The 18455-nt window shown below is 70.9% G+C and carries 11 protein-coding genes; 6 read left to right on the top strand and 5 right to left on the bottom strand.

Features of this window, described 5'->3' with window-relative positions:
* Positions 1 to 197: 197 nt before the first annotated feature.
* A complete protein-coding gene (locus AB7I40_RS21825; RefSeq protein ID WP_428347080.1) occupies positions 198 to 581 on the top strand; it encodes a DUF1304 domain-containing protein in 384 nt (127 codons plus the stop codon).
* 17 nt (positions 582 to 598) lie between these two features.
* Here the strand turns inward: AB7I40_RS21825 and AB7I40_RS21820 are convergent, their stop codons facing one another.
* The gene (locus tag AB7I40_RS21820; protein WP_428347079.1) at positions 599 to 5098 is read right to left on the bottom strand and encodes a DUF5979 domain-containing protein; all 4500 of its coding nucleotides are present in this window, start codon (positions 5096 to 5098) and stop codon (positions 599 to 601) included.
* Positions 5099 to 5357: 259 nt separating this feature from the next.
* Between AB7I40_RS21820 and leuS the strand changes: the two genes are divergently transcribed.
* Positions 5358 to 7835 carry a leucine--tRNA ligase gene (leuS, locus tag AB7I40_RS21815; RefSeq protein ID WP_428347078.1) on the top strand — a complete coding sequence of 826 codons (2478 nt, stop codon included), beginning with the start codon at positions 5358 to 5360 and terminating at the stop codon, positions 7833 to 7835.
* 3 nt (positions 7836 to 7838) lie between these two features.
* Here leuS and AB7I40_RS21810 read toward each other — a convergent pair whose 3' ends face one another.
* The 4 genes from AB7I40_RS21810 to AB7I40_RS21795 form a co-directional block, all read right to left on the bottom strand.
* Entirely contained in the window at positions 7839 to 8495 is a 657-nt protein-coding gene (locus tag AB7I40_RS21810; RefSeq protein WP_428347077.1) for an ATP-binding cassette domain-containing protein, read from the bottom strand.
* Positions 8492 to 9343 carry an ABC transporter ATP-binding protein gene (locus AB7I40_RS21805; RefSeq protein ID WP_428347075.1) on the bottom strand — a complete coding sequence of 284 codons (852 nt, stop codon included), beginning with the start codon at positions 9341 to 9343 and terminating at the stop codon, positions 8492 to 8494. Before AB7I40_RS21805 ends, AB7I40_RS21810 begins: the two co-directional genes overlap by 4 nt.
* A gap of 25 nt (positions 9344 to 9368) precedes the next feature.
* Positions 9369 to 12383, bottom strand: a complete 3015-nt coding sequence (locus AB7I40_RS21800) for an FtsX-like permease family protein (protein WP_428347074.1) — start codon at positions 12381 to 12383, stop codon at positions 9369 to 9371.
* A gap of 102 nt (positions 12384 to 12485) precedes the next feature.
* Positions 12486 to 12998 carry a hypothetical protein gene (locus AB7I40_RS21795; protein ID WP_428347073.1) on the bottom strand — a complete coding sequence of 171 codons (513 nt, stop codon included), beginning with the start codon at positions 12996 to 12998 and terminating at the stop codon, positions 12486 to 12488.
* 177 nt (positions 12999 to 13175) lie between these two features.
* Here AB7I40_RS21795 and AB7I40_RS21790 point away from each other — a divergent pair, with 177 nt between their 5' ends.
* The 4 genes from AB7I40_RS21790 (at position 13176) to AB7I40_RS21775 (ending at position 18412) form a co-directional block, all read left to right on the top strand.
* Positions 13176 to 14225, top strand: a complete 1050-nt coding sequence (locus AB7I40_RS21790; protein WP_428347072.1) for a M4 family metallopeptidase — start codon at positions 13176 to 13178, stop codon at positions 14223 to 14225.
* 45 nt (positions 14226 to 14270) lie between these two features.
* On the top strand, positions 14271 to 15128 hold the full coding sequence (locus tag AB7I40_RS21785; RefSeq protein ID WP_428347071.1) for a DegV family protein: 858 nt from the start codon (positions 14271 to 14273) through the stop codon (positions 15126 to 15128).
* A 64-nt stretch (positions 15129 to 15192) separates the two neighbouring features.
* A complete protein-coding gene (locus AB7I40_RS21780) occupies positions 15193 to 16074 on the top strand; it encodes a helix-hairpin-helix domain-containing protein (RefSeq protein WP_428347070.1) in 882 nt (293 codons plus the stop codon).
* A 13-nt stretch (positions 16075 to 16087) separates the two neighbouring features.
* Positions 16088 to 18412, top strand: coding sequence for a ComEC/Rec2 family competence protein (locus tag AB7I40_RS21775; protein WP_428347069.1), 2325 nt, complete (start codon positions 16088 to 16090; stop codon positions 18410 to 18412).
* Positions 18413 to 18455 lie beyond the last annotated feature (43 nt).

The following is an 18455-nucleotide window of genomic DNA, read 5'->3' as shown; positions in this document are numbered from 1 at the left end:
GGCGCACGGCAACCCCATTGACGGGGCCGCCCAGGACGGGGGTTGGCGCGCTGCGTGAGGCGCCCTGCCCGGGGTTCGATCACGCCCGGACATCGCTTCCACCGTTCAGGATCGGTGGGGACGGATGCAAACCCTGACGCCCTTTTCGACCGTGTTCCGAGTCACGTGACGCGAACAGTCGGGTCTAGGATCCGCTCATGCTGACCGTCGCCCTGGTGTTCGCCGCCCTGGCCGCCCTCGTCCACGTCTACATCTTCGTGCTGGAGTCGCTCCAGTGGGAGCGACCCGGCACCCTCAAGGCATTCGGGATGTCGGCCCAGCAGGCTGCGGCGACCAAGCCGCTGGCCTACAACCAGGGCTTCTACAACCTCTTCCTCGCCATCGGCACCGCGACCGGTGTGGCCCTGATCGGCTCACACCGCGAGGCGGCGGTCGCCTTGATCCTCTTGGGCTGCGGCAGCATGGTCGCCGCTGCGCTCGTGCTGGTCACCAGCGACGCCACCAAGGCCCGGGGGGCCGCGATCCAGGGGACGTTCCCCGGCCTGGCCCTGCTCGGACTGCTGCTCTGGGCTCTCCTCTGAGCTGACCCAGGCTGGGGTCAGTGCTCGCGACGCCGTCGCTGGGCCACCACGAGGAAGCCAACTCCTGCGAGGAGGAGCAGCGCCCCCGCCGTCCCCAGCGGCACCAGGCTCCGGGAGGCACCCGTGTCCGGCATCGTTCCCGCGGGTGGGGAAGCAGAGGGTCCCGTGCCCGGACTCTCCTGGGAGGGGCCGTTCGACGGCTCCGAGCTGGGGCTCGTCGAGGGACTGACGGGCGGACTGGTGGTCGGTGCGGCCCGGTTGGTGATGGTGACTCTCGGCACGCCCTCGAGTCCACCCACCGGGACCGTGACGGACTTGGCGTTCGCCTCGCCCTCCGCGTCACCGACCAGGCCGGCGGAGTCGGTCTCCCACACGCGGCACGTCGCTCGTGCCGGCACGGTGGTCAGGGTCAGCTCCTCACCGCCGCGGATCTCGAACGCGCCGGCAGCCACCTCCACCGGGTCACCCGGACCGGCACCCGTCTCCGGGGTCACCGTGCACCGATAGGCGAACCCGAACGGCCCGGCGTCGGCGTCACCCACGACCACCTTGGCGGTCGTGATGTCACCGAACACGGTGGCCACCCCGGTCTTGATCGGTTCGGTGGCGGGCAGTTGGACGATGCGGCCACTGTCGGAGAAGAACTCGGTGTGCGCGAACGAGTTCCAGGCCACCTCGTTCTGGACCGCGTTGGTCGGAGCCGCCGGGGCGGCCATCCGGAATCGGAGCGCGGTCGCGTCGCCGGGGCCGAGGCCTCCGGGGAAGGTGATGATCCCGCGGAACGCACTGCTCTGCGGGTCGTAGGTCGCGCTCCAGTCGTCGGGCGCGCAGGTGCCCGGCGGCCGGTTGAGGTCCAGGGTGCAGGTGGGCGTAACCGTCGAGTAGGACGCGTCGAGGTTCCCGGCCCCGGACAGGGCCACTGGCCCGAGCAGAGTGGGCGGCTGGTCCCACCGGGTGCCGCGCTCCTCACCGGTCAGGATCACCCCGGTGTCACCGGGCGCCGGAAACACGTCGACGACCCGGATCTCCGTCGCGGGGTTGGTGCCGGCGTTGGTGACGCGCACGTAGAAGTCGAACCCCTGGCCGGGGGCGACCCGGGCAACGCACGGGTAGCGGGTGAAGCTCTCCCCGTCCACCGTCAGGCGTGGACACGCCGGGTCTCCCACGTCGTAGAACTCGCCGGTGACGCTGTTGAGCCAGCCCAGCGAGGTGTCGCCCGACACCCACTTCGCTGCGGCCACGGCGTTGCCGGCCAGCGTGGTGACCACCGCCCCGGATGTGCAGTAGAGACCGTCGCCGTACGCCGGGTCGTCGGTTGCTGTTCCGGGTCGTGAACCGCCGTCGGCGCACGAGAGGCCGGGGCGGTCCGCCGTGCCACCGGCCCTGTTCTCGATGGTGCTGCCGGCGGTGACTCCCGGAGCGAGCTGGGTCTGGACGGTCACGGTGATGCTGCCCCCGGGCAGCAGCACCAGACCCTCGAAGTCCCAGCGCAGGGCACGCACCCGGCCTGCGCCGTCATCGGTGGTGGTGAAGCTCGGCTCGGGCGAGGCCGGGGCGCCGGTGGGCTGCGTGATCTCGTAGGTGTACGGCGCCAGCGGATTGCTCGGGCTGAAGTCGAGACGACTCGGCAGCGGCTCGGTGATGCTGGGATCGGGCAGCGGGCCCGTCCCGGTGTTGGTGAGGGTCAAGGTGAACGGGATCGGCTCGCCGGGACCGGCCGCGATGTCGGCGGACTTGTCGAAGCGCAGCTGTGCGGTCCCGGCCGTGAGCTCGTGGGTGGCGGTCGTGTTCGGGATCGGTGCCAGCGCGCCGCCCTGCCGGGTGCTCTCGTAGCCTCCGGACGCCGTGTCCACGAGCACGTCCGGCACCGTCGTGCCCGGGTCGGAGTGCAGCGTGGCACGCGGGATGGCGCCGATGCAGACGCTGGCTCCGGTGCACAGCCCGGAGGAGGGGAAGTTCGTGCCCGGCTTGATGGTGAAGCTGTCGTCGGCGACGCTGAAGGTGATGCGGAAGCCGCGCACGTCGGCGGCTGCGACGCCGGCCGGCAGGGGCGGGCTCTGATTCGCGGTCCGGGTGCCGTTGATGAAGGTGCCGCCGGCGCAGTCAGTGGTGCAGACGTCGACCTGGACGCGGTTGGACGACGGCGGGAAGTTGACCCGGACGCTGCCGGTCACATCCACGGCGTCGAAGAAGTCGGGATCGATGTCGGTGACGACCAGGCGCTTGAGCCACAGCGTCCCGGTGTTCTGGGCGGCCAGCTTCACCTGCATTGGCGTGCCCGGCAGGCCCGGGCGGGGCCGGACCGAGGTGGCCGGGCTGATCGACTTCTGGATCGAGGCACCCTCGCTGGGCTCGGTGGCGGTGATCGCGGGCGCGCAGAAGGAGGTTGCAGGTTGGGTGTCGGAGCCGACGGAGGCGCAGTTCTGGAGCCGCGTTCCCGCCTCGACCCCGTCGCGCAGGACGACCCGGGCCGTCAGACGGTAGGTCTGGCGGACCCCGAGCGGCTCGGTGAGGGTGACACGGAAGCCCCGTGCGCGCAGGAGCAGGGCGGTCGCGGAGGCGTCGTACGGCACGTAGGCGTCGACGAGAGGGTCGTAGACCTCAGCCACGGCGGCCGGGGTCGCCGGCAGGGTCAGCTGGGTGAGTCGAACCGAGTCGAAGATGTTCCCAGGTGCCGTCGGGTCCGCGGGATCGGCGAGGGTGACCCCGGTCGCCGGCACGGTTCCGTTGTTGGTGAAGGACAGGGTGAACGTGCGGGGCAGGCCCGGCAGGATGGTCGGCAGCTCGGAGGTCTTGACTCCCTGGACCCGGGAGAAGGCCGGCTGCACGGCCACGCTGGCGCAGTCCGCCGCGGCTGCCGAACCGACCCCGTTGATGGAGCTGGTCGCGGTGCCGGAGGCACAGTTCTGGACGCCGGCCGACCCTCCGCCCACCAGGTCGTCGGCGGTGACGTTGTCGTTGAGCCGACCCTGGATGCCGAGGGTGGCCACCGCACCGGCGGCGATCGTCGCGTTGCCGTCGGGATCGGTGCCCGAGAAGGTCACCGTGACGCCCTCGGTGCGGCCGGTCAGGCACGGGACCGGTAGGTCCTGGGTGGACGGTGGCGGGACCAGCTGGCGGGTGATGGTGCCTCCAGCACCACAGTCGAAGCTCACCTCGGCGGTGGAGGCACCGGCCGGGAAGATCACGCGCACGTTGGTGACGTCGATCTTGTCGAACTCACCGGGAGGCGTCGTGGAGGGATCGGTGATGGTGACCTGGGAGACCGGGAAGGGCGAGGTGTTGGTGGCCGCGACCAGCCCCGAGACCAGGGAGTTCTCACCCTCGACGGCCTGACCGTTGGCCACGTAGTTGGCGTCGGTGTCGGAGAAGAAGGTCTTGTCGAGGCTCATCGTGGCCTGGGCGGGCTGGACGGCGTACTGAGCGCAGACCTCGGTGCCGGACACGTCGCCGAGCACCGGGTCGTCTCCCGAGGGCGTGACGCAGTTGTCGACGACGTCGCGGGTCGTGGGGGAGTACGTCGCACCGGTGCTGCGCAGGGTGTCGCGCAGCACCAGGTTCACCACCACCGTCCCCGGGTCCGGACTGGGTGGGATCGCGGTGCCGGCCGCACTGGTGAAGACGAAGCGCAGCCCCGTGACGTCCGCGGGCTGGATGCCGGCCGGCAGTGTCAGGCCGGGCCCGCTCTGGGCGGCGCTGGCGGTGTAGTCGGCGTCCGCACAGTCAGACAGGATCTCCGTGCAGGCCAGGACGGTGACCCGGTCGGCCCCTGGCGGGAAGGTCACCGGGCCGATGCCGGTGACGTCGAAGCGGTCGAAGACCTCGGGGGTCGCGTCCTCCACGGTCAGCGCCGAGACCTCGGCGGTGGTCGACGAGGCGTTGCGCACTCCGAGGCGGATCACGCTGGCTTCGCCACTGCCGGCTACCGCGCTGCCATCCAGCCAGGTCTTGGTCGCCACCGGGCGGACCACTCGGGGGACGTCGACGGTGACCTCGGCGCTGTCGGTGGCCGGCGGCGCGTTGTCGGCGCTCACGCTCACCGTGTTGGTGATGACGGTGCCGTCGGTCACGGCGCTGCCCTCGGGGACCCTGACCCCGACCTGCACGTTGTTCGAGGAGCCTGCCGGGAGGCCGACGGAGCCGGCCGGGCTGGGCGGCGGGAGCGGGATCCGGTAGACGATGCGCAGCTCACGGGTGGTGGTGTCGAACGTGACCAGCCGATCGGCGTTGCTCGGCGGCAGCGCCGTCACCTCGATGCCCGCGGGCACGATGTCCACGACGGTCGCGTTGATGCACGCTTCGGTGAGGCCCGAGCAGCGCGGGACCAGGGTGTACTGGAAGTCCTGTCCGGGCTGGGTGGTGCTCACCGAGGCGGTCTTCTCCACCCCGAGCGTGGAGGCTGCGACTGCCGGGCCGGCGGTGAGGACGCTCGAGACGAGCGTGAGGATCACGGCGGCGGCGACGGTGAGCGCGGTCAACCGGGTACGGCGAGCACGTGACTGGCGTGGGCTCGTCATTTGTCTCCCCGTGTCCCGAATGCGCAGGTTGAACCAGCAAATTATCAAAGAATGCGGACCTTGGCCTCTGGTGGACCGACGGCCTCGACCAGCCGTGCAGCCATCGGGGGTCGGCAGCGGTACGATGAGTCCATGAACACGCAGTCCCTGCTCCTTCGCCAGCCGCGCTGATCACACCGATCGCGCGGCCGCCCCTCTGTCGGAGGGGCTTTTTTGTGCAGAAGTGTCGACCAACAGCAGGGCCGAGGAGACGAGAGAGATGACGCAGGACACGTCGTTCGAGAACACCTATGACATCGGCGCCACCCAGGACAAGTGGCGGGAGGTCTGGGACGGTCTCGACTCGTTCCGCGCCGGGAGCGCCGCCCCGGGCGCCGAGAAGCGCTATGCGCTGACGATGTTCCCCTACCCGAGCGGCGACCTGCACATGGGGCACGCCGAGGTGATGGCGTTGCACGACGTGATCGCGCGTTTCTGGTGGCAGCAGGGCTACGACGTCCTGAACCCCATCGGCTGGGACTCCTTCGGCCTGCCCGCGGAGAACGCCGCCATCCGGAACAACGAGCACCCCTCGACCTACACCTACGCCAACATCGAGACCCAGGCGGAGTCGTTCCGGCGCTACGCCGTGAGCTTCGACTGGAGTCGACGGCTGCACACCTCCGACCCGGAGTACTACGCCTGGACCCAGTGGTTGTTCCTGAAGTTCCGGGAACGAGGGCTGGCCTATCGCAAGGCCTCGCCGGTGAACTGGTGCCCCAACGACCAGACCGTGCTGGCCAACGAGCAGGTCGTCGGCGGGCTGTGCGACCGTTGCGGTGCCGTGGTCACCAAGCGTGAGCTGACCCAGTGGTACTTCAAGGTCACCGACTACGCCCAGCGGCTGCTGGACGACATGGACCAGCTGAGCGACACCTGGCCGGAGCGGGTGCTGGCGATGCAGCGCAACTGGATCGGCCGCTCCGAGGGCGCCCACGTCTCGTTCCAGATCGAAGGGCGCAGTGCGCCCGTCACGGTGTTCACGACTCGTCCCGACACCCTGTTCGGGGCCACCTTCTTCGTCGTGGCCGCCGACGCCAAGCTGGCCGACGAGCTGGTCACCGACGAGCAGCGACCAGCCCTGGCGGCGTACGTCGAGGAGGTCCGCAGGGCCACCGACATCGAGCGGCTGGCCACCGACCGACCGAAGACCGGCGTGTTCCTGGGCGTCCACGCCACCAACCCGGTGACCGGGACCCAGATCCCCGTCTACGCCTCCGACTACGTGCTGGCCGACTACGGCACCGGAGCGATCATGGCCGTGCCCGGCCAGGATCAACGCGACTGGGAGTTCGCGAAGGCGTTCGACCTGCCGATCGTGCGCACCGTCCAGCCCCCGGCCGACTTCGAGGGTGACGCCTTCACCGGGACCGGGCCCGCGGTCAACTCCGCCAATGCCGAGATCTCGCTGGACGGCCTGGACATCCCCGAGGCCAAGGCGGCCATCATCGACTGGCTGGTCGCCAAGGGGCTGGGCACGAGCACGGTGAACTTCCGGCTGCGCGACTGGCTGCTGTCTCGCCAGCGCTACTGGGGCGCGCCGATCCCGATCATCCACTGTCCTGCCTGCGGCGAGGTCGCGGTGCCCTTCGACGAGCTGCCCGTCGAGCTGCCCGAGCTGCGCGGTGCCGACCTGAAGCCCAAGGGTGTCTCGCCACTGGCCGCAGCCGAGGACTGGGTCAACGTGGAGTGCCCCAACTGCGGGGGTCCGGCCAAGCGGGACACCGACACCATGGACACCTTCGTGGACTCGTCGTGGTATTTCCTGCGCTACTGCTCGCCGTCCTACACCGCCGGCCCGTTCGACGAGGAGGCCGTGCGCGAATGGATGCCGGCCGCCCAGTACGTCGGAGGCGTCGAGCACGCGATCCTGCACCTGCTGTACTCCCGGTTCTTCACCAAGGTGCTGAACGACATGGGGATGGTGGACTTCGTCGAGCCGTTCACCGCGCTGCTGAACCAGGGCCAGGTGATCAACCAGGGCAAGGCGATGAGCAAGTCGCTGGGCAACGGGGTCAACCTGGGCGACATGATCGACGCGTACGGCGTCGACGCGGTCCGGCTGACCCTGGTCTTCGCCGGCCCACCTGAGGACGACATCGACTGGGCCGACATGTCGCCGGCAGGGTCGCTGAAGTTCCTGCAGCGTGCGTGGCGACTGAGCGGCGACGTGTCGTCCCCGGTGGGCACTCCCGCGGTCGAGGGCGACGTCGCCCTGCGCAAGGTCACCCATCGCACCGTCCACGACATCGCAGCGCTGGTCGACTCCCATCGCTTCAACGTGATGGTCGCCAGGATCATGGAGCTGGTCAACGCCACCCGCAAGGCGATCGACTCAGGTCCCGGCGCAGCCGATCCAGCGGTACGTGAGGCTGCCGAGGCGGTGGCGATCCTGCTGTCCCTGGTGGCGCCGTACACCGCGGAGGAGATGTGGGAGCGGCTGGGTCACCAGCCGACAGTGGCCCGCGTCGGGTGGCCCACCGTCGAGGAGTCCCTGCTGGTCGAGGACGCGGTGACCGCCGTGGTGCAGATCCAGGGCAAGGTTCGCGCCCGGCTGGAGGTGTCCCCGGACATCGCCGAGGCCGATCTGGAGGCTCAGGCGCTGGCCGATCCGGCGGTCCTGCGAGCCCTGGAGGGCAGGACGATCCGCAAGGTGATCGTGCGAGCCCCGAAGCTGGTCAACATCGTCGCCGGCTGAGGGTCAGGCAGGTCGCCTGGCCCAGGTGAGGTGGCCTTCGTGCAGGGCCAGCTCGCCATCGGCGAAGTCGGCTGCCTCGGGGTCGTGGGTGGACATCACCACGATGGCTCCCCGGGTCGCCTCCGCCCGCAACGCCGTCAGCATCCGCTCCCGGTTGGCCGCGTCCAGGTCGCTGGTCGGCTCGTCGGCCAGCAGCACCGTGGAACCGGCCGCCAGGGCACGGGCCAGCGCGACACGCTGCTGCTGTCCACCGGACAGCTCCTCGACCAGGTGGCGACCGGAGTCCTCGAGCCCGACCAGCACCAAGGCGTCCCGGGTGCGTTGATCGGCGTCCCCGGGCGCGGTTCCGGCCGCCAGGAGCGGGACGACGATGTTCTCGTGGGCGGTCAGCGAAGTGGCCAACCCGTTGCCCTGCGGGACGAGCGAGATCCCAAGACCGGCTGCCTGGGCGCGTCCGGTGACCTGGGTCTCGCCCAGGTGCACCGTTCCGGAGTCGGGCGCCAGGGCTCCGGCCAGCGCCCACAGCAGCGAGGTCTTGCCAGCACCCGAGGGACCGGTGATCGACACGAACTGTCCAGGCACCAGTTGCAGGCTGACGTCGTGCAGCGCGTGGACCTCGCCGTAGCTCACGCTCACACGGGCGGCACCGAGCTCGCTCACGTCGGCTCCTCCTGTTCGGTGTCGGGGGCGCCGGCCAGCAGCGTGTAGCGCCCGTCCTCGAGATGGAAGCGCACCAGGGTCCCCGGTGTGAGGTCCTCGCGGGCGTGCGGTGGCAGCGGGAGGAACCCGTCCGCGGTGACCACCGAGTACTCCTCGCCACTGCGACCCTCGCCGCCCACCCGGCCGTCGCGGATCGTGACCGTGCGGGGGAGTGAGGCCGCCACGTCCGGGTCGTGGGTCACCAGCACCACCGTCGTGCCGAGGCTGCGGTTGATCCGGCCGATGGTCTCCAGGACCTGGTCACGGGCCGCATGGTCCAGCTGGCTGGTGGGCTCGTCGGCGAGCAGGACCCCGGGGACCATGGCCACGGCAACGGCCACCGCACTGAGTTGAAGGTGGCCAGGAGTGAGGGCGGCCAGGGGGCGATCGCTCTCCGCCTCCAGCCCGACGTCGGCGAGCACCTGGGCCGGATCGGGCAGCGACTTCCCGGCCCGTCGAGCGGAGGCCTGGGCGAACTCGACGTTCTCGCGCGCAGTCAGGTAGGGCAGCAGGTTGCGGGTGGCACCCTGCAGCATCAAGGACACCTCGGTGGCGCGCAGGTCGTCCAGCTCGCGGGCGGTCACGGTCGACAGCTCCGCGCTGCCCACGAAGATCTTGCCGGCGCTGGGTCGGAACAGCCCGCCCAACAGACTGAGCAGCGTCGACTTGCCGGCTCCCGAGGGCCCCAGCAACCCCACGAACTCGCCAGCCCCGACGCTGAGATCGACCCCCGAGAGCGCAGCGACGTCGTGACCTTCCGAGTGGTAGATGTGCACCAGTCGGTTGGTGAGGATCGGCAGCCCGGTCATCGGCTGACTCCTGTCGGGTGGAGGCTCACAGTGACTCCCTGACCCGGTCCAGCACCGCGCGTCGCGCGATGGCCTCGCCACACAGCCAACCGACCGCCAGGAGCAGGAGTACGGCGCCTCCGGCCGCGGCTCCGACGGCGACCCAGGCGGTGGTCAGGTCGAGGGTGGACACCTCGGGTGTGGTGGCGAACAGCGGCACCGTCGGCAGTGCCGCATGGGCGCCGACCAGGCCGCACACCGTTCCGGCGACACCGGCCAGGACGATCGCGATGAGCTGCTCGGCGACTGCGATCCAGCGCACCGAACCTTGGCTCAGGCCGGTCATGCGCAGGGCCGCGAGGTCGCGCGAGCGCAGGCGCCACGCGGTGGCGGCGATGACCAGGAGCACCAGCACCGCGATGAGGAGGCCGGCCACGCCCACCACGCCCGCCAACTGGAGGCTCCAGGCGGTGGTGGTCTGCTCGAAGCTCCGCCGCTGATCCGCCAAGGTGGTCGTGGACGTGATGGCCACGCCACGAGCCATCAGGGCATCGGTCACCTTGGCGAGCATGGCCTCGTCGTCGCTGGCGAACCACAGCATGATCGTGTTCTCGGGATCCACATTGGCCCCGCGCTGCACCACGTCGAGGTTGACCACCGCTGCTTCCGGGCCCGTTGCCGGCACCCGAGGCATGCTCGCCACCCGGGTCGCTGCTCGGGCCAGGCCGTCGATCCCGGTGCCGACGAACGAGTCGCCGTCGCTGCCCGGGGGCAGGGCACCGGCGGTGATGGCTGGGATCACTCGGGGGAACCAACCGTGGGTCACCAGCGACGTGCTGCTGCCCTCGGTGGCGAGCCGCACCGTGACCGTGTCGGGCGCAGCGGAGCGCACCTGGATCTTGCCGGTCTCGGTGTCGTTGACCGACTGCCACGCCGAGCCGGGTCCCAGGTTCACCGGCACGCCACCGGCGCGCACCTTGCTCAGGGAGAGGCTTCCCGAGATTCGGCTGCCCGGCGCCGTACCGAAGCGGAGGCCGGAGAGCACACAGCCGTCCCGGCAGGGGACGTCGACCGAGAACGGCCTGACGCTGTTGCCCGTGAGCAGCTCACCGACGGTGACGCTGAACGGCTCGTTGGTCGCGCCGACCACCTCGAGGGTCAAGGTGAGCGGGATCTCGGTGTCCTGCGTGCTGACCCCCAGCTTCCGGGAGGTGAGCAGGCCCGAGACCTGCGGTCCGGACAGGCGGATCGGTTCGACCTCGGGGCTCGCCAGCTCCGACCACGGGATGTCGCTGGGATCCTGGCCGGGGAACAGGGCGATGCGGCGGAAGGCGCTGGGCAACACGGCGAGCGTCGTCGGACTGTCCGGGGCAGGAGCCTTGATCGAGACCACCGGCGTCACCGAGGAGCCATCCGGATCGAGGTCATCCAGGACGCTGCGCACCGTGAACAGGTCGTTGCCGTAGACCTCTGCGACCAGCGGTGCGCCAGCCTGCTGCTCGGCGGCATCCGCGCGGTTCCGGTCACCGACGACCAGGGCATCGGTGCAGAAGACCAGGAGGGCTGTGGCCACGGTGAGGATGGCCAGCATCCGACGGGTGCCGGGGCTGCGGGCGGCGTCCAGCACGCTCACGCCCAGGCGGACCCGGCCACTGCCGAGCAGCCGGCGCCCGGCCACGGACGAGACCGGCACGGTGGCGTAGGCCAGCAGCAGCCCGACCACCAGGGCGAGCAGCGCCGGTGCGGCCAGGGCGATGGGGCCGCTCAGACCGCCGGTCAGGAAGGCCACCACCGCTGTCCCCGCCGCAGTGAGGACGAGGGTCTCGAGGGCACCCAGTCGCCAGCCGGCCCGGCGCGACTGCACCGATCGGAGCAGGGTCTCGACCGGCTCGCGGGCCACCCGCCACACGGCGAGGGCTGCGATGACACAGAGCCCGACAACGGCTGCCACCAGTGCGAGCGCCGGAGTCGACCTGAGCTCCACCGTGGCCGAACCGGGCAGGAAGAACGTCACGGTGACCCAGCACAGGGCGACAGCCATGACGAGCCCGGCGGGGACGCCGAGCAGGACCATCGGCAGCAGCTCGGAGAGCAGCAGGCGTCGCGCACCCCTGCGGCCCCGTCCGCGCAGCAACGCCAGGGCGACCTCGGGCCGACGCTGCTCGGTCGCGGCGCTGAGGACGAGCCAGAACACGACGGTGGCCAACAGCCCGAGCTGGACCATCAGCAGCGGGATCGTGACCTGCGACTGGTCGCGTTGGTGGGCAACCTGATCTGCGATGTCGGGCAGTCCGGTGTGCACCACGGCGCCGCTCGTCGGCGCGGTCCGTTCGAGCGTCCGCAGCCGAGGGGCCATGGCCAGCAGCTCGTCGACGCCCGTCGCCGACTGGTCGAGGGTGTAGTCGAGCAGCATGATCGCCTGCGGCAGGGCGGCCAGGTCCATCGAGGCGAACGAGCTGTCGTCGGCCAGCCAGAAGTCGTGCTGGAGCTGCGGCGGGGAGCCCTGGTCCAGGATCCCGGAGAGTCCCGTGAGGCGGGTGCCGAACCAGAAGGCCGACGGCACCTCGGCGTAGACCCCGACGACGACGAGGTGGACGTCGGGTGCGGTGCTCTCCCCGATGGGCTGATCACCGGCGACGGTGATGCGCCTGCCCGGGGCCAACCCGAAGCCCTCCGCGTCCGCCTCGCTCACCATGATCTCGCCGGCATCGGTGGGGCAGCGGCCATCGATCACCTCGACGTGGTCGCAGAAGCCGTCACGCCACAGCATCGTGCCCGTCGTGGCGGGAGCGCCCGCGAGGACGTTCGCGATGCCTCGGGCCCCTTGCACCGGTGTTTCGAACTGGCGACTCACCGATCGGGGGACGGCGACCGCCGGCCAGGCGCCTTCGATGCTCAGGCCTGAGACCTGGACCGGAGCCTGCGCCAGTTGCAGGTCGACGAGTGCCTGTTGGGTGGCGCGGTCGTAGAGGGGCGCGAAGACCGCGCAGGCGGTGATCAGGGCTGCCAGGAAGGCGATCGTGATGGCTTGGAGACGCCGGTAGCGCACCAACTTCCACATGCCCCGTGTCCCCCTTGTGTCCGAGTCGCCCCCTCTGCTCTATCACGCTGGGAGGGTGCGGTGGATCACGGTGGGGTCACGAATCGGTCATCAGCGGGACCCTCACGGGCAGGTGACGACCTGCTTGCGGGCCACCTTCGCGACGTACGGCGTCGAGGAGTGGGTGGTGGTGTGCTTGACGGTCACTCGCGCGCGCAGCAGGTAGGTGTGCGTCCCGGACAGTCCGCTGCCACGGCCGCAATCCAGCAGCACGCCGCTGCCCGAGGACAGGATGGGAGCGGTGGACGAGGTGAGTCCGAAGCCGCCGGGGGCCACCAGTTCTCGCAGGGTGCCGCCGGGGAGCACCTCGTAGAGAGAGGGCGCTGACTTGGCGCGGTGGATGTCGGCTCCCGCGGAGCAGGTGAGGCTCACCTCGCCGCTGACCTGGGTCCCCGTCACCGTCAGGGGCTGCGCGGTGACCGAGCAGTCGACCGTGTCCCCGGCCGCCGAGGCCGGCACCGCGGTGGATGGCAGCAGGGCAGCCGCGGCAGACCCGGCGGTCAGGGCGACGGTGGCTGATGCCAGGGCGGTGGCGACGCCCAGCGCCGCGCAGATCGAGGTGACGGTGGACCGCATGGTGTTCCCCCAGGGACTGGCCGGGCCCCACGCCCGTGCCGACGTTTCATGCCTATCAGACGGTTCGGGCCCAGCGGGATGCCCCGTCGTGACTACTGGGGTCGGTGCTGGTGGCTGTATCTGGTGCTCGGCTCCTGGGTCTTGGTCCATGTACCCGCAAGCCCTGAGGAGGGCACGATGAACCACACACGCACCATCTGTCACTTCGTCCCGCCGTACGTGCAGTCCGAAGTCAGCAAGAACACCGACGGCGCAGCCGCCGACAAGAGCCAGAAGTCGCTGTCCGATGCTGCCCGCAAACGCCGCGGGGACGCTCTCGGACGATCCGCGCGCGGCGCCGCCCCCGGCCTTGCTCCCGCACCGACGGGCACCTCGCGCCGCGAGGTCTACGACTCGGCCAACACCGCCAACCAGCGCGTGACACTCGTCCGCCCGGAGGGCTCCCCGGAGACCAAGGACGTCGAGGTGATCAACGCCTACGACAACGCCGGAGTGGTCCGCGGCTACTTCAAGCAGGTCCTCAACCGCGACTCCATCGACAACACCGGCCTCGACCTGATCCTCAACGTGCACTACGGCACGGCGTACAACAACGCGTTCTGGGACGGCGACGAGATGACCTTCGGGGACGGCGACGGCGTGATCTTCGCCGGCTTCGCCCGGTCCCTCGACGTGGTGGCCCACGAGTTGGCCCACGGCGTCACCCAGTACGCGTCGGGACTGATCTACCAGAAGGAGTCCGGGGCGCTCAACGAGCACTTCAGCGATGTCTTCGGCACCTCCATCACCCAGTGGGCCAACCACGAGAGCCCGGAGCAGGCCGACTGGCTGATCGGCGACGAGATCATGGGCCCGGACCTGTACGGCGAGGCGCTTCGATCGATGCGGCACCCCGGCACGGCCTATGACAACCCGATCCTGGGCAAGGACCCGCAGCCGGATCACTATGCCAATCGCTACACCGGCACCGGTGACAACGGGGGCGTCCACATCAACTCGGGCATCCCGAACAGGGCGTTCTACCTGGCCGCGACCGAGCTCGGCGACACTCTCGTCGCGGCCCGGATCTGGTACCACGCACTGCACTTCCTGGTGCCGAACAGCACCTTCGCCCAGGCCGCGGTGCAGGTGGCGGAGTCTGCACGCATCCTGGTCAAGGCGGGCGTCGTGCCCAAGGGCGCTGCGCAGATCGTGCGCGGGGCATGGCACGCCGTAGGCGTGGGGTGACTGGCACGCCGTAGGCGTGGGGTGACTGACCGGTAGCCTTCCGGTGTGCCTCGCATCACAGTCGTCACGGACTCCACCGCGTCCCTGCCAGCAGACGTCGCCTCCGCACGGGGCATCCGGGTCGTCCCGTTGCAGGTGGTGATCGGAGCCGCGTCGTACGACGAGGGCTCGGCGGAGGCGACCCCGGCCAAGGTTGCTGAGGCCCTGCGGACCTGGACGCCGGTGAGCACCTCGCGTCCGACCCCGGCTGCGGTGCTCGAGGCCTACCAGGCGGCGGCCGATGCCGGCGCCGACTCGATCGTGTCGGTGCATCTCTCCGGTGAGATGTCCGGGACGTTCGAGTCGGCCCAGCTGGCTGCCCGGGACTCACCTGTCCCGGTCCTGGTGGTCGACAGCCGGCAGGTCGGCTTCGCGACGGGGGTGGCCGCCCTGGAGGCGGCTGACGTCATCGACGCAGGGGGGACGGCACAGGAGGCCGCGGACGCGGCCCGGCGACGGGCCACGGGCGCGACCTCCCTGTTCTACGTCGACACGCTGGAGTACCTGCGTCGAGGCGGGCGGATCGGTGCCGCCGCGGCCATCCTGGGCAGTGCTCTGTCGGTCAAGCCGCTGCTGCGCATCAAGGACGGGCGCATCGAGTCGCTGGAGAAGGTGCGCACCACCAGCAAGGCGCTGGCGCGGCTCGTCGACCTGGCCGTGGAGGCGGCCGGCGATCGACGGGTGAGCCTCGGCGTGGCCCACCTGGCCAACCCGGATCGTGCCGATGCCCTGGTGGCGGCCGTCGGTCAACGCCTGGCTGACAACCTCGAGGGCCGACCCGTGGAGTGCGCCGAACTCGGTGCCGTGCTCGGAGCGCACGTGGGTCCCGGCATGGTTGCCGTCTGCGTTGCGCCGCTGCTCTGAGCGTTCTCCACAGCGGCCCCAATTGCTGGTGGGCAGGCCGGTGATCGCTGCCTAGGTTCGGGGCATGCCCCAACGCCGATCAGCCCCGCCGCCCGATGAGGTCAGTCGGCGACTGTCGTTGCTGGGTGCCGAGCTGGCCGCGGTTCGCGAAGGAGGGCCAGCCCCACGCGATGGGTTGCCCAGCGAGGTCGGACCGGAGTCCGGCTCACCGGTTCCGGTGCCGGGTCGCCACGCCTCTCCCCGGGCCGGTGCTGTCGTCGCCCACCACCTCGCCCAGCGTCTGCCAGACACCCTGCGCGGTCGGGTGCGGCTCACCGGCGCCCAGGTGGTGCTGGTCGCGCTCGCGGTGCTGGCCGGCCTCCTGGCGGCGGGGTGGTGGGCCTGGCGCAGCGCCCCGGGCGATCCCGTGCCGCTGGCGCCGGAGGTCGCCACGGCACCCCTTCGGACGCCTGCCAGTTCGTCAGACGCGACGCCGGTGGCCACGCCCACCTCCTCGACTGCGTCGTTGACGACGCCTGCATCGGTGGTGGTGGACGTCGCCGGCAAGGTCCGTCGTCCCGGCATCGTCGTGCTCGACAGCGGTTCCCGGGTCGTCGACGCACTCAGGGCGGCTGGGGGAGTGCGCTCGGGGGTCGACCTGAGCGGGATCAACCAGGCTCGCCTCCTGGTCGACGGCGAGCAGATCCTGGTCGGTGCACCGACGGTGCCCGGCATCGCGGCGTCGGCGGCTCCCGAGACCACTGCTGGCCCGGGTGCCCTGGTCAACATCAACACCGCCACGCAGGCGCAGCTCGAGGAGCTGCCCGGCGTCGGCCCGGTGACCGCCCAGGCAATCCTCGGCTGGCGCGAGACCAACGGGGCATTCACCAGCGTCGAGGAGTTGCTCGAAGTCGATGGCATCGGTGACGCGACGCTGGCCGAGCTCGCTCCCCACGTCACGATCTGACCTCGCGCCACCCGTGACCCCGTCCGAGGAGGCATCGGGTGAGCCCACCGTCGACCTGCGCATGCCGCTGCTGGCAGTGGCTGCCTGGGCAGGCGCATTGCTGGCGTTGCTGGCGCCTCACAGCATGGTCGTCCCGGTGGTGCTGGCAGGCGTCGCCGCGCTTGCCTGGTGGTGGGCCAGGACCGGGATCCGGGGAACCGCGGTGCTCGGTGCCTGCGGGGTGGTTGCTCTCGGTGTCGGCGGTGGGGCAGGGCTGCGCGCCCATGCCATCGCGACGAGTCCGGTGGCGGTGCTCGCCTCGCAGTCGGCCGTCGTCCATGCCCGCCTCACGGTGACCTCCGACCCTGTGCTCACCCACGGGCGGTTCGCCGACCAGGTCCTGTTCCGGGGGCGGGTGGAGCAGGTGACGGGGCGCGGCTTCAGCCAGGGCAGCCAGGTGCCGGTGTTGGTCATCGCGCCCAGCCAGTGGGAGGACACCTCCCTCGGCAGCCGGGTCGAGGTGCTCGGTCGGTTGACTCCCGCCGAGGACCGGCAGCTGGGCGGGATCCTCGCCGTACGCGGAGAGCCGGACCTGGTCACCGGCCCGGGGGTGACCTGGCGAGCGGCAGGGGCGCTGCGGACCGCGATCCGCGAGGCCGCCAAGGCCGGGCCCTCGCGCGGGGAGGTGCTGGTCCCGGCTCTCGTGGACGGCGACGACGCGCAGCTTCCCGAGACGGTCGCGACCGACTTCCGGACCACCGGACTGACCCATCTGTTGGCGGTCTCCGGGACCAACCTCACCCTCGTGGTGGGCTTCGTGCTCACCCTTGCCCGGTGGTGCGGCGTCCGGGGCCGCTGGCAGGTCCTCGTCGCGGGCTTGGGCATCGCGGGGTTCGTCCTGCTCGCTCGCACCGAGCCCAGCGTGGTCCGCGCGGCTGCCATGGGGGCGGTCGGACTGCTCGCCATGGCATCCAATGGACGTGAGCGCGGTTCACGGGCTCTGGCCGTCGCCGTCGTCGTCCTGCTGTTGTTCGACCCGTGGTTGGCGACCTCGACGGGATTCGTGCTGTCGGTGCTGGCGACGGCGGGCATCCTCTTCCTGGCCCCGGGCTGGCGAGATGCCCTCGCGGCCTGGATGCCTGCGCCGCTCGCCGAGGCGATCGCTGTGCCGTTCGCAGCGCAACTCGCCTGCACGCCGGTGGTCGCAGCCATCTCCGGCCAGATCAGCCTGGTGGCGGTGGTGACCAATCTGCTGGCCGCCCCCGCGGTGGGCCCGGCCACCATCCTGGGACTGCTCGCCGGCGTGCTCGGACTCCTGGTCACCCCGTTGGGCCGTGCACTGGGTTGGGTGGCTGCCTGGTCGGCCGAGTGGATCGTGGAGGTCGCGGAGCGCGGCGCCGCACTGCCGGTGCCCGCGGTCGGCTGGGGCACCGGCGCCATGGCTCTCACCCTGCTGACGGTCGGGTGCCTGCTCTGCGCCGTCATCCTTCCCAGGCTCCTGCGCAGTCGCCGGACCGGCACCACGGCCCTCGTGCTGATGCTCGTCACGGTGCTGGTGCCCCTGCCGACGCCCGGCTGGCCGCCGGAGGGCTGGGTCCTGGTCGCGTGCGACGTCGGACAGGGTGATGCGCTGGTGCTCAACGCGGGTCACGGCCAGGCCGTGGTGGTCGATGCCGGCCCCGACCCCCGACTGGTCGATCGGTGCCTGGACCGGCTCGGTGTGCGCGGCGTACCGCTGGTCGTGCTGACGCACTTCCATGCCGACCATGTCGACGGGCTCCCTGGGGTGCTGTCGGGGCGCACGATCGGCGCTGTGGAGGTCAGTGCCCTCGCGGACCCGCTTCCCAACGTGACGCAGGTGCGGGCCGAGGCGCGTGGACGGGCCCTGGTTCGAGTGGCGGGCTACGGACAGAGTCGAGCCGTCGGAGACCTCACGCTCCAGGTGCTGGGCCCCGGACCGACCATGACCAGGTCCGCGGCCGGGGAGGGTGACGGCAGTGGCCCCAACGACGCGAGCGTGGTGCTGCTGGTGGAGGTGGCCGGCGTGCGGATCCTGCTGCTCGGGGACGTGGAGCCGCCCGCGCAGCAGGCCCTGGCGGCGGCGTGGCCCGGGCTCCGGGTGGACGTGCTCAAGGTCCCGCACCACGGCAGTCGGCATCAGGACCTGGACTGGCTCCTGAGCCTGGGTGCGCGCGTGGGGGTCGTCTCGGTGGGAGCCGACAACACCTACGGACATCCCTCGACCGAGACCCTCGGACCGTTGGCGGCAGCAGGGCTCGAGATCGCCCGGACCGATCAGGAAGGCGACATTGCGATCACCGTGCGCGATGGAGTGCTGCGGGTCACCCATCGAGGCTGAACCGGCTGGCCTCGCCAGCCAGAGTGTCCGTGGCCTGTGGCAG

Origin of the sequence: Nocardioides sp. (genome assembly GCF_050246775.1) — a bacterium.
Classification (GTDB): Bacteria; Actinomycetota; Actinomycetes; order Propionibacteriales; family Nocardioidaceae; genus Nocardioides.
This window is presented reverse-complemented; position numbering and strand designations above follow the sequence as displayed.

What these genes read in the sequence shown, in the direction of transcription:
- AB7I40_RS21825 (WP_428347080.1), top strand. Translation starts at nt 198, where the DNA reads ATGCTGACCGTCGCCCTGGTGTTCGCCGCCCTGGCCGCCCTCGTCCAC.
- AB7I40_RS21820 (WP_428347079.1), bottom strand. Translation starts at nt 5,098, where the DNA reads ATGACGAGCCCACGCCAGTCACGTGCTCGCCGTACCCGGTTGACCGCG.
- leuS (WP_428347078.1), top strand. Translation starts at nt 5,358, where the DNA reads ATGACGCAGGACACGTCGTTCGAGAACACCTATGACATCGGCGCCACC.
- AB7I40_RS21805 (WP_428347075.1), bottom strand. Translation starts at nt 9,343, where the DNA reads ATGACCGGGCTGCCGATCCTCACCAACCGACTGGTGCACATCTACCAC.
- AB7I40_RS21800 (WP_428347074.1), bottom strand. Translation starts at nt 12,383, where the DNA reads ATGTGGAAGTTGGTGCGCTACCGGCGTCTCCAAGCCATCACGATCGCC.
- AB7I40_RS21795 (WP_428347073.1), bottom strand. Translation starts at nt 12,998, where the DNA reads ATGCGGTCCACCGTCACCTCGATCTGCGCGGCGCTGGGCGTCGCCACC.
- AB7I40_RS21790 (WP_428347072.1), top strand. Translation starts at nt 13,176, where the DNA reads ATGAACCACACACGCACCATCTGTCACTTCGTCCCGCCGTACGTGCAG.
- AB7I40_RS21780 (WP_428347070.1), top strand. Translation starts at nt 15,193, where the DNA reads ATGCCCCAACGCCGATCAGCCCCGCCGCCCGATGAGGTCAGTCGGCGA.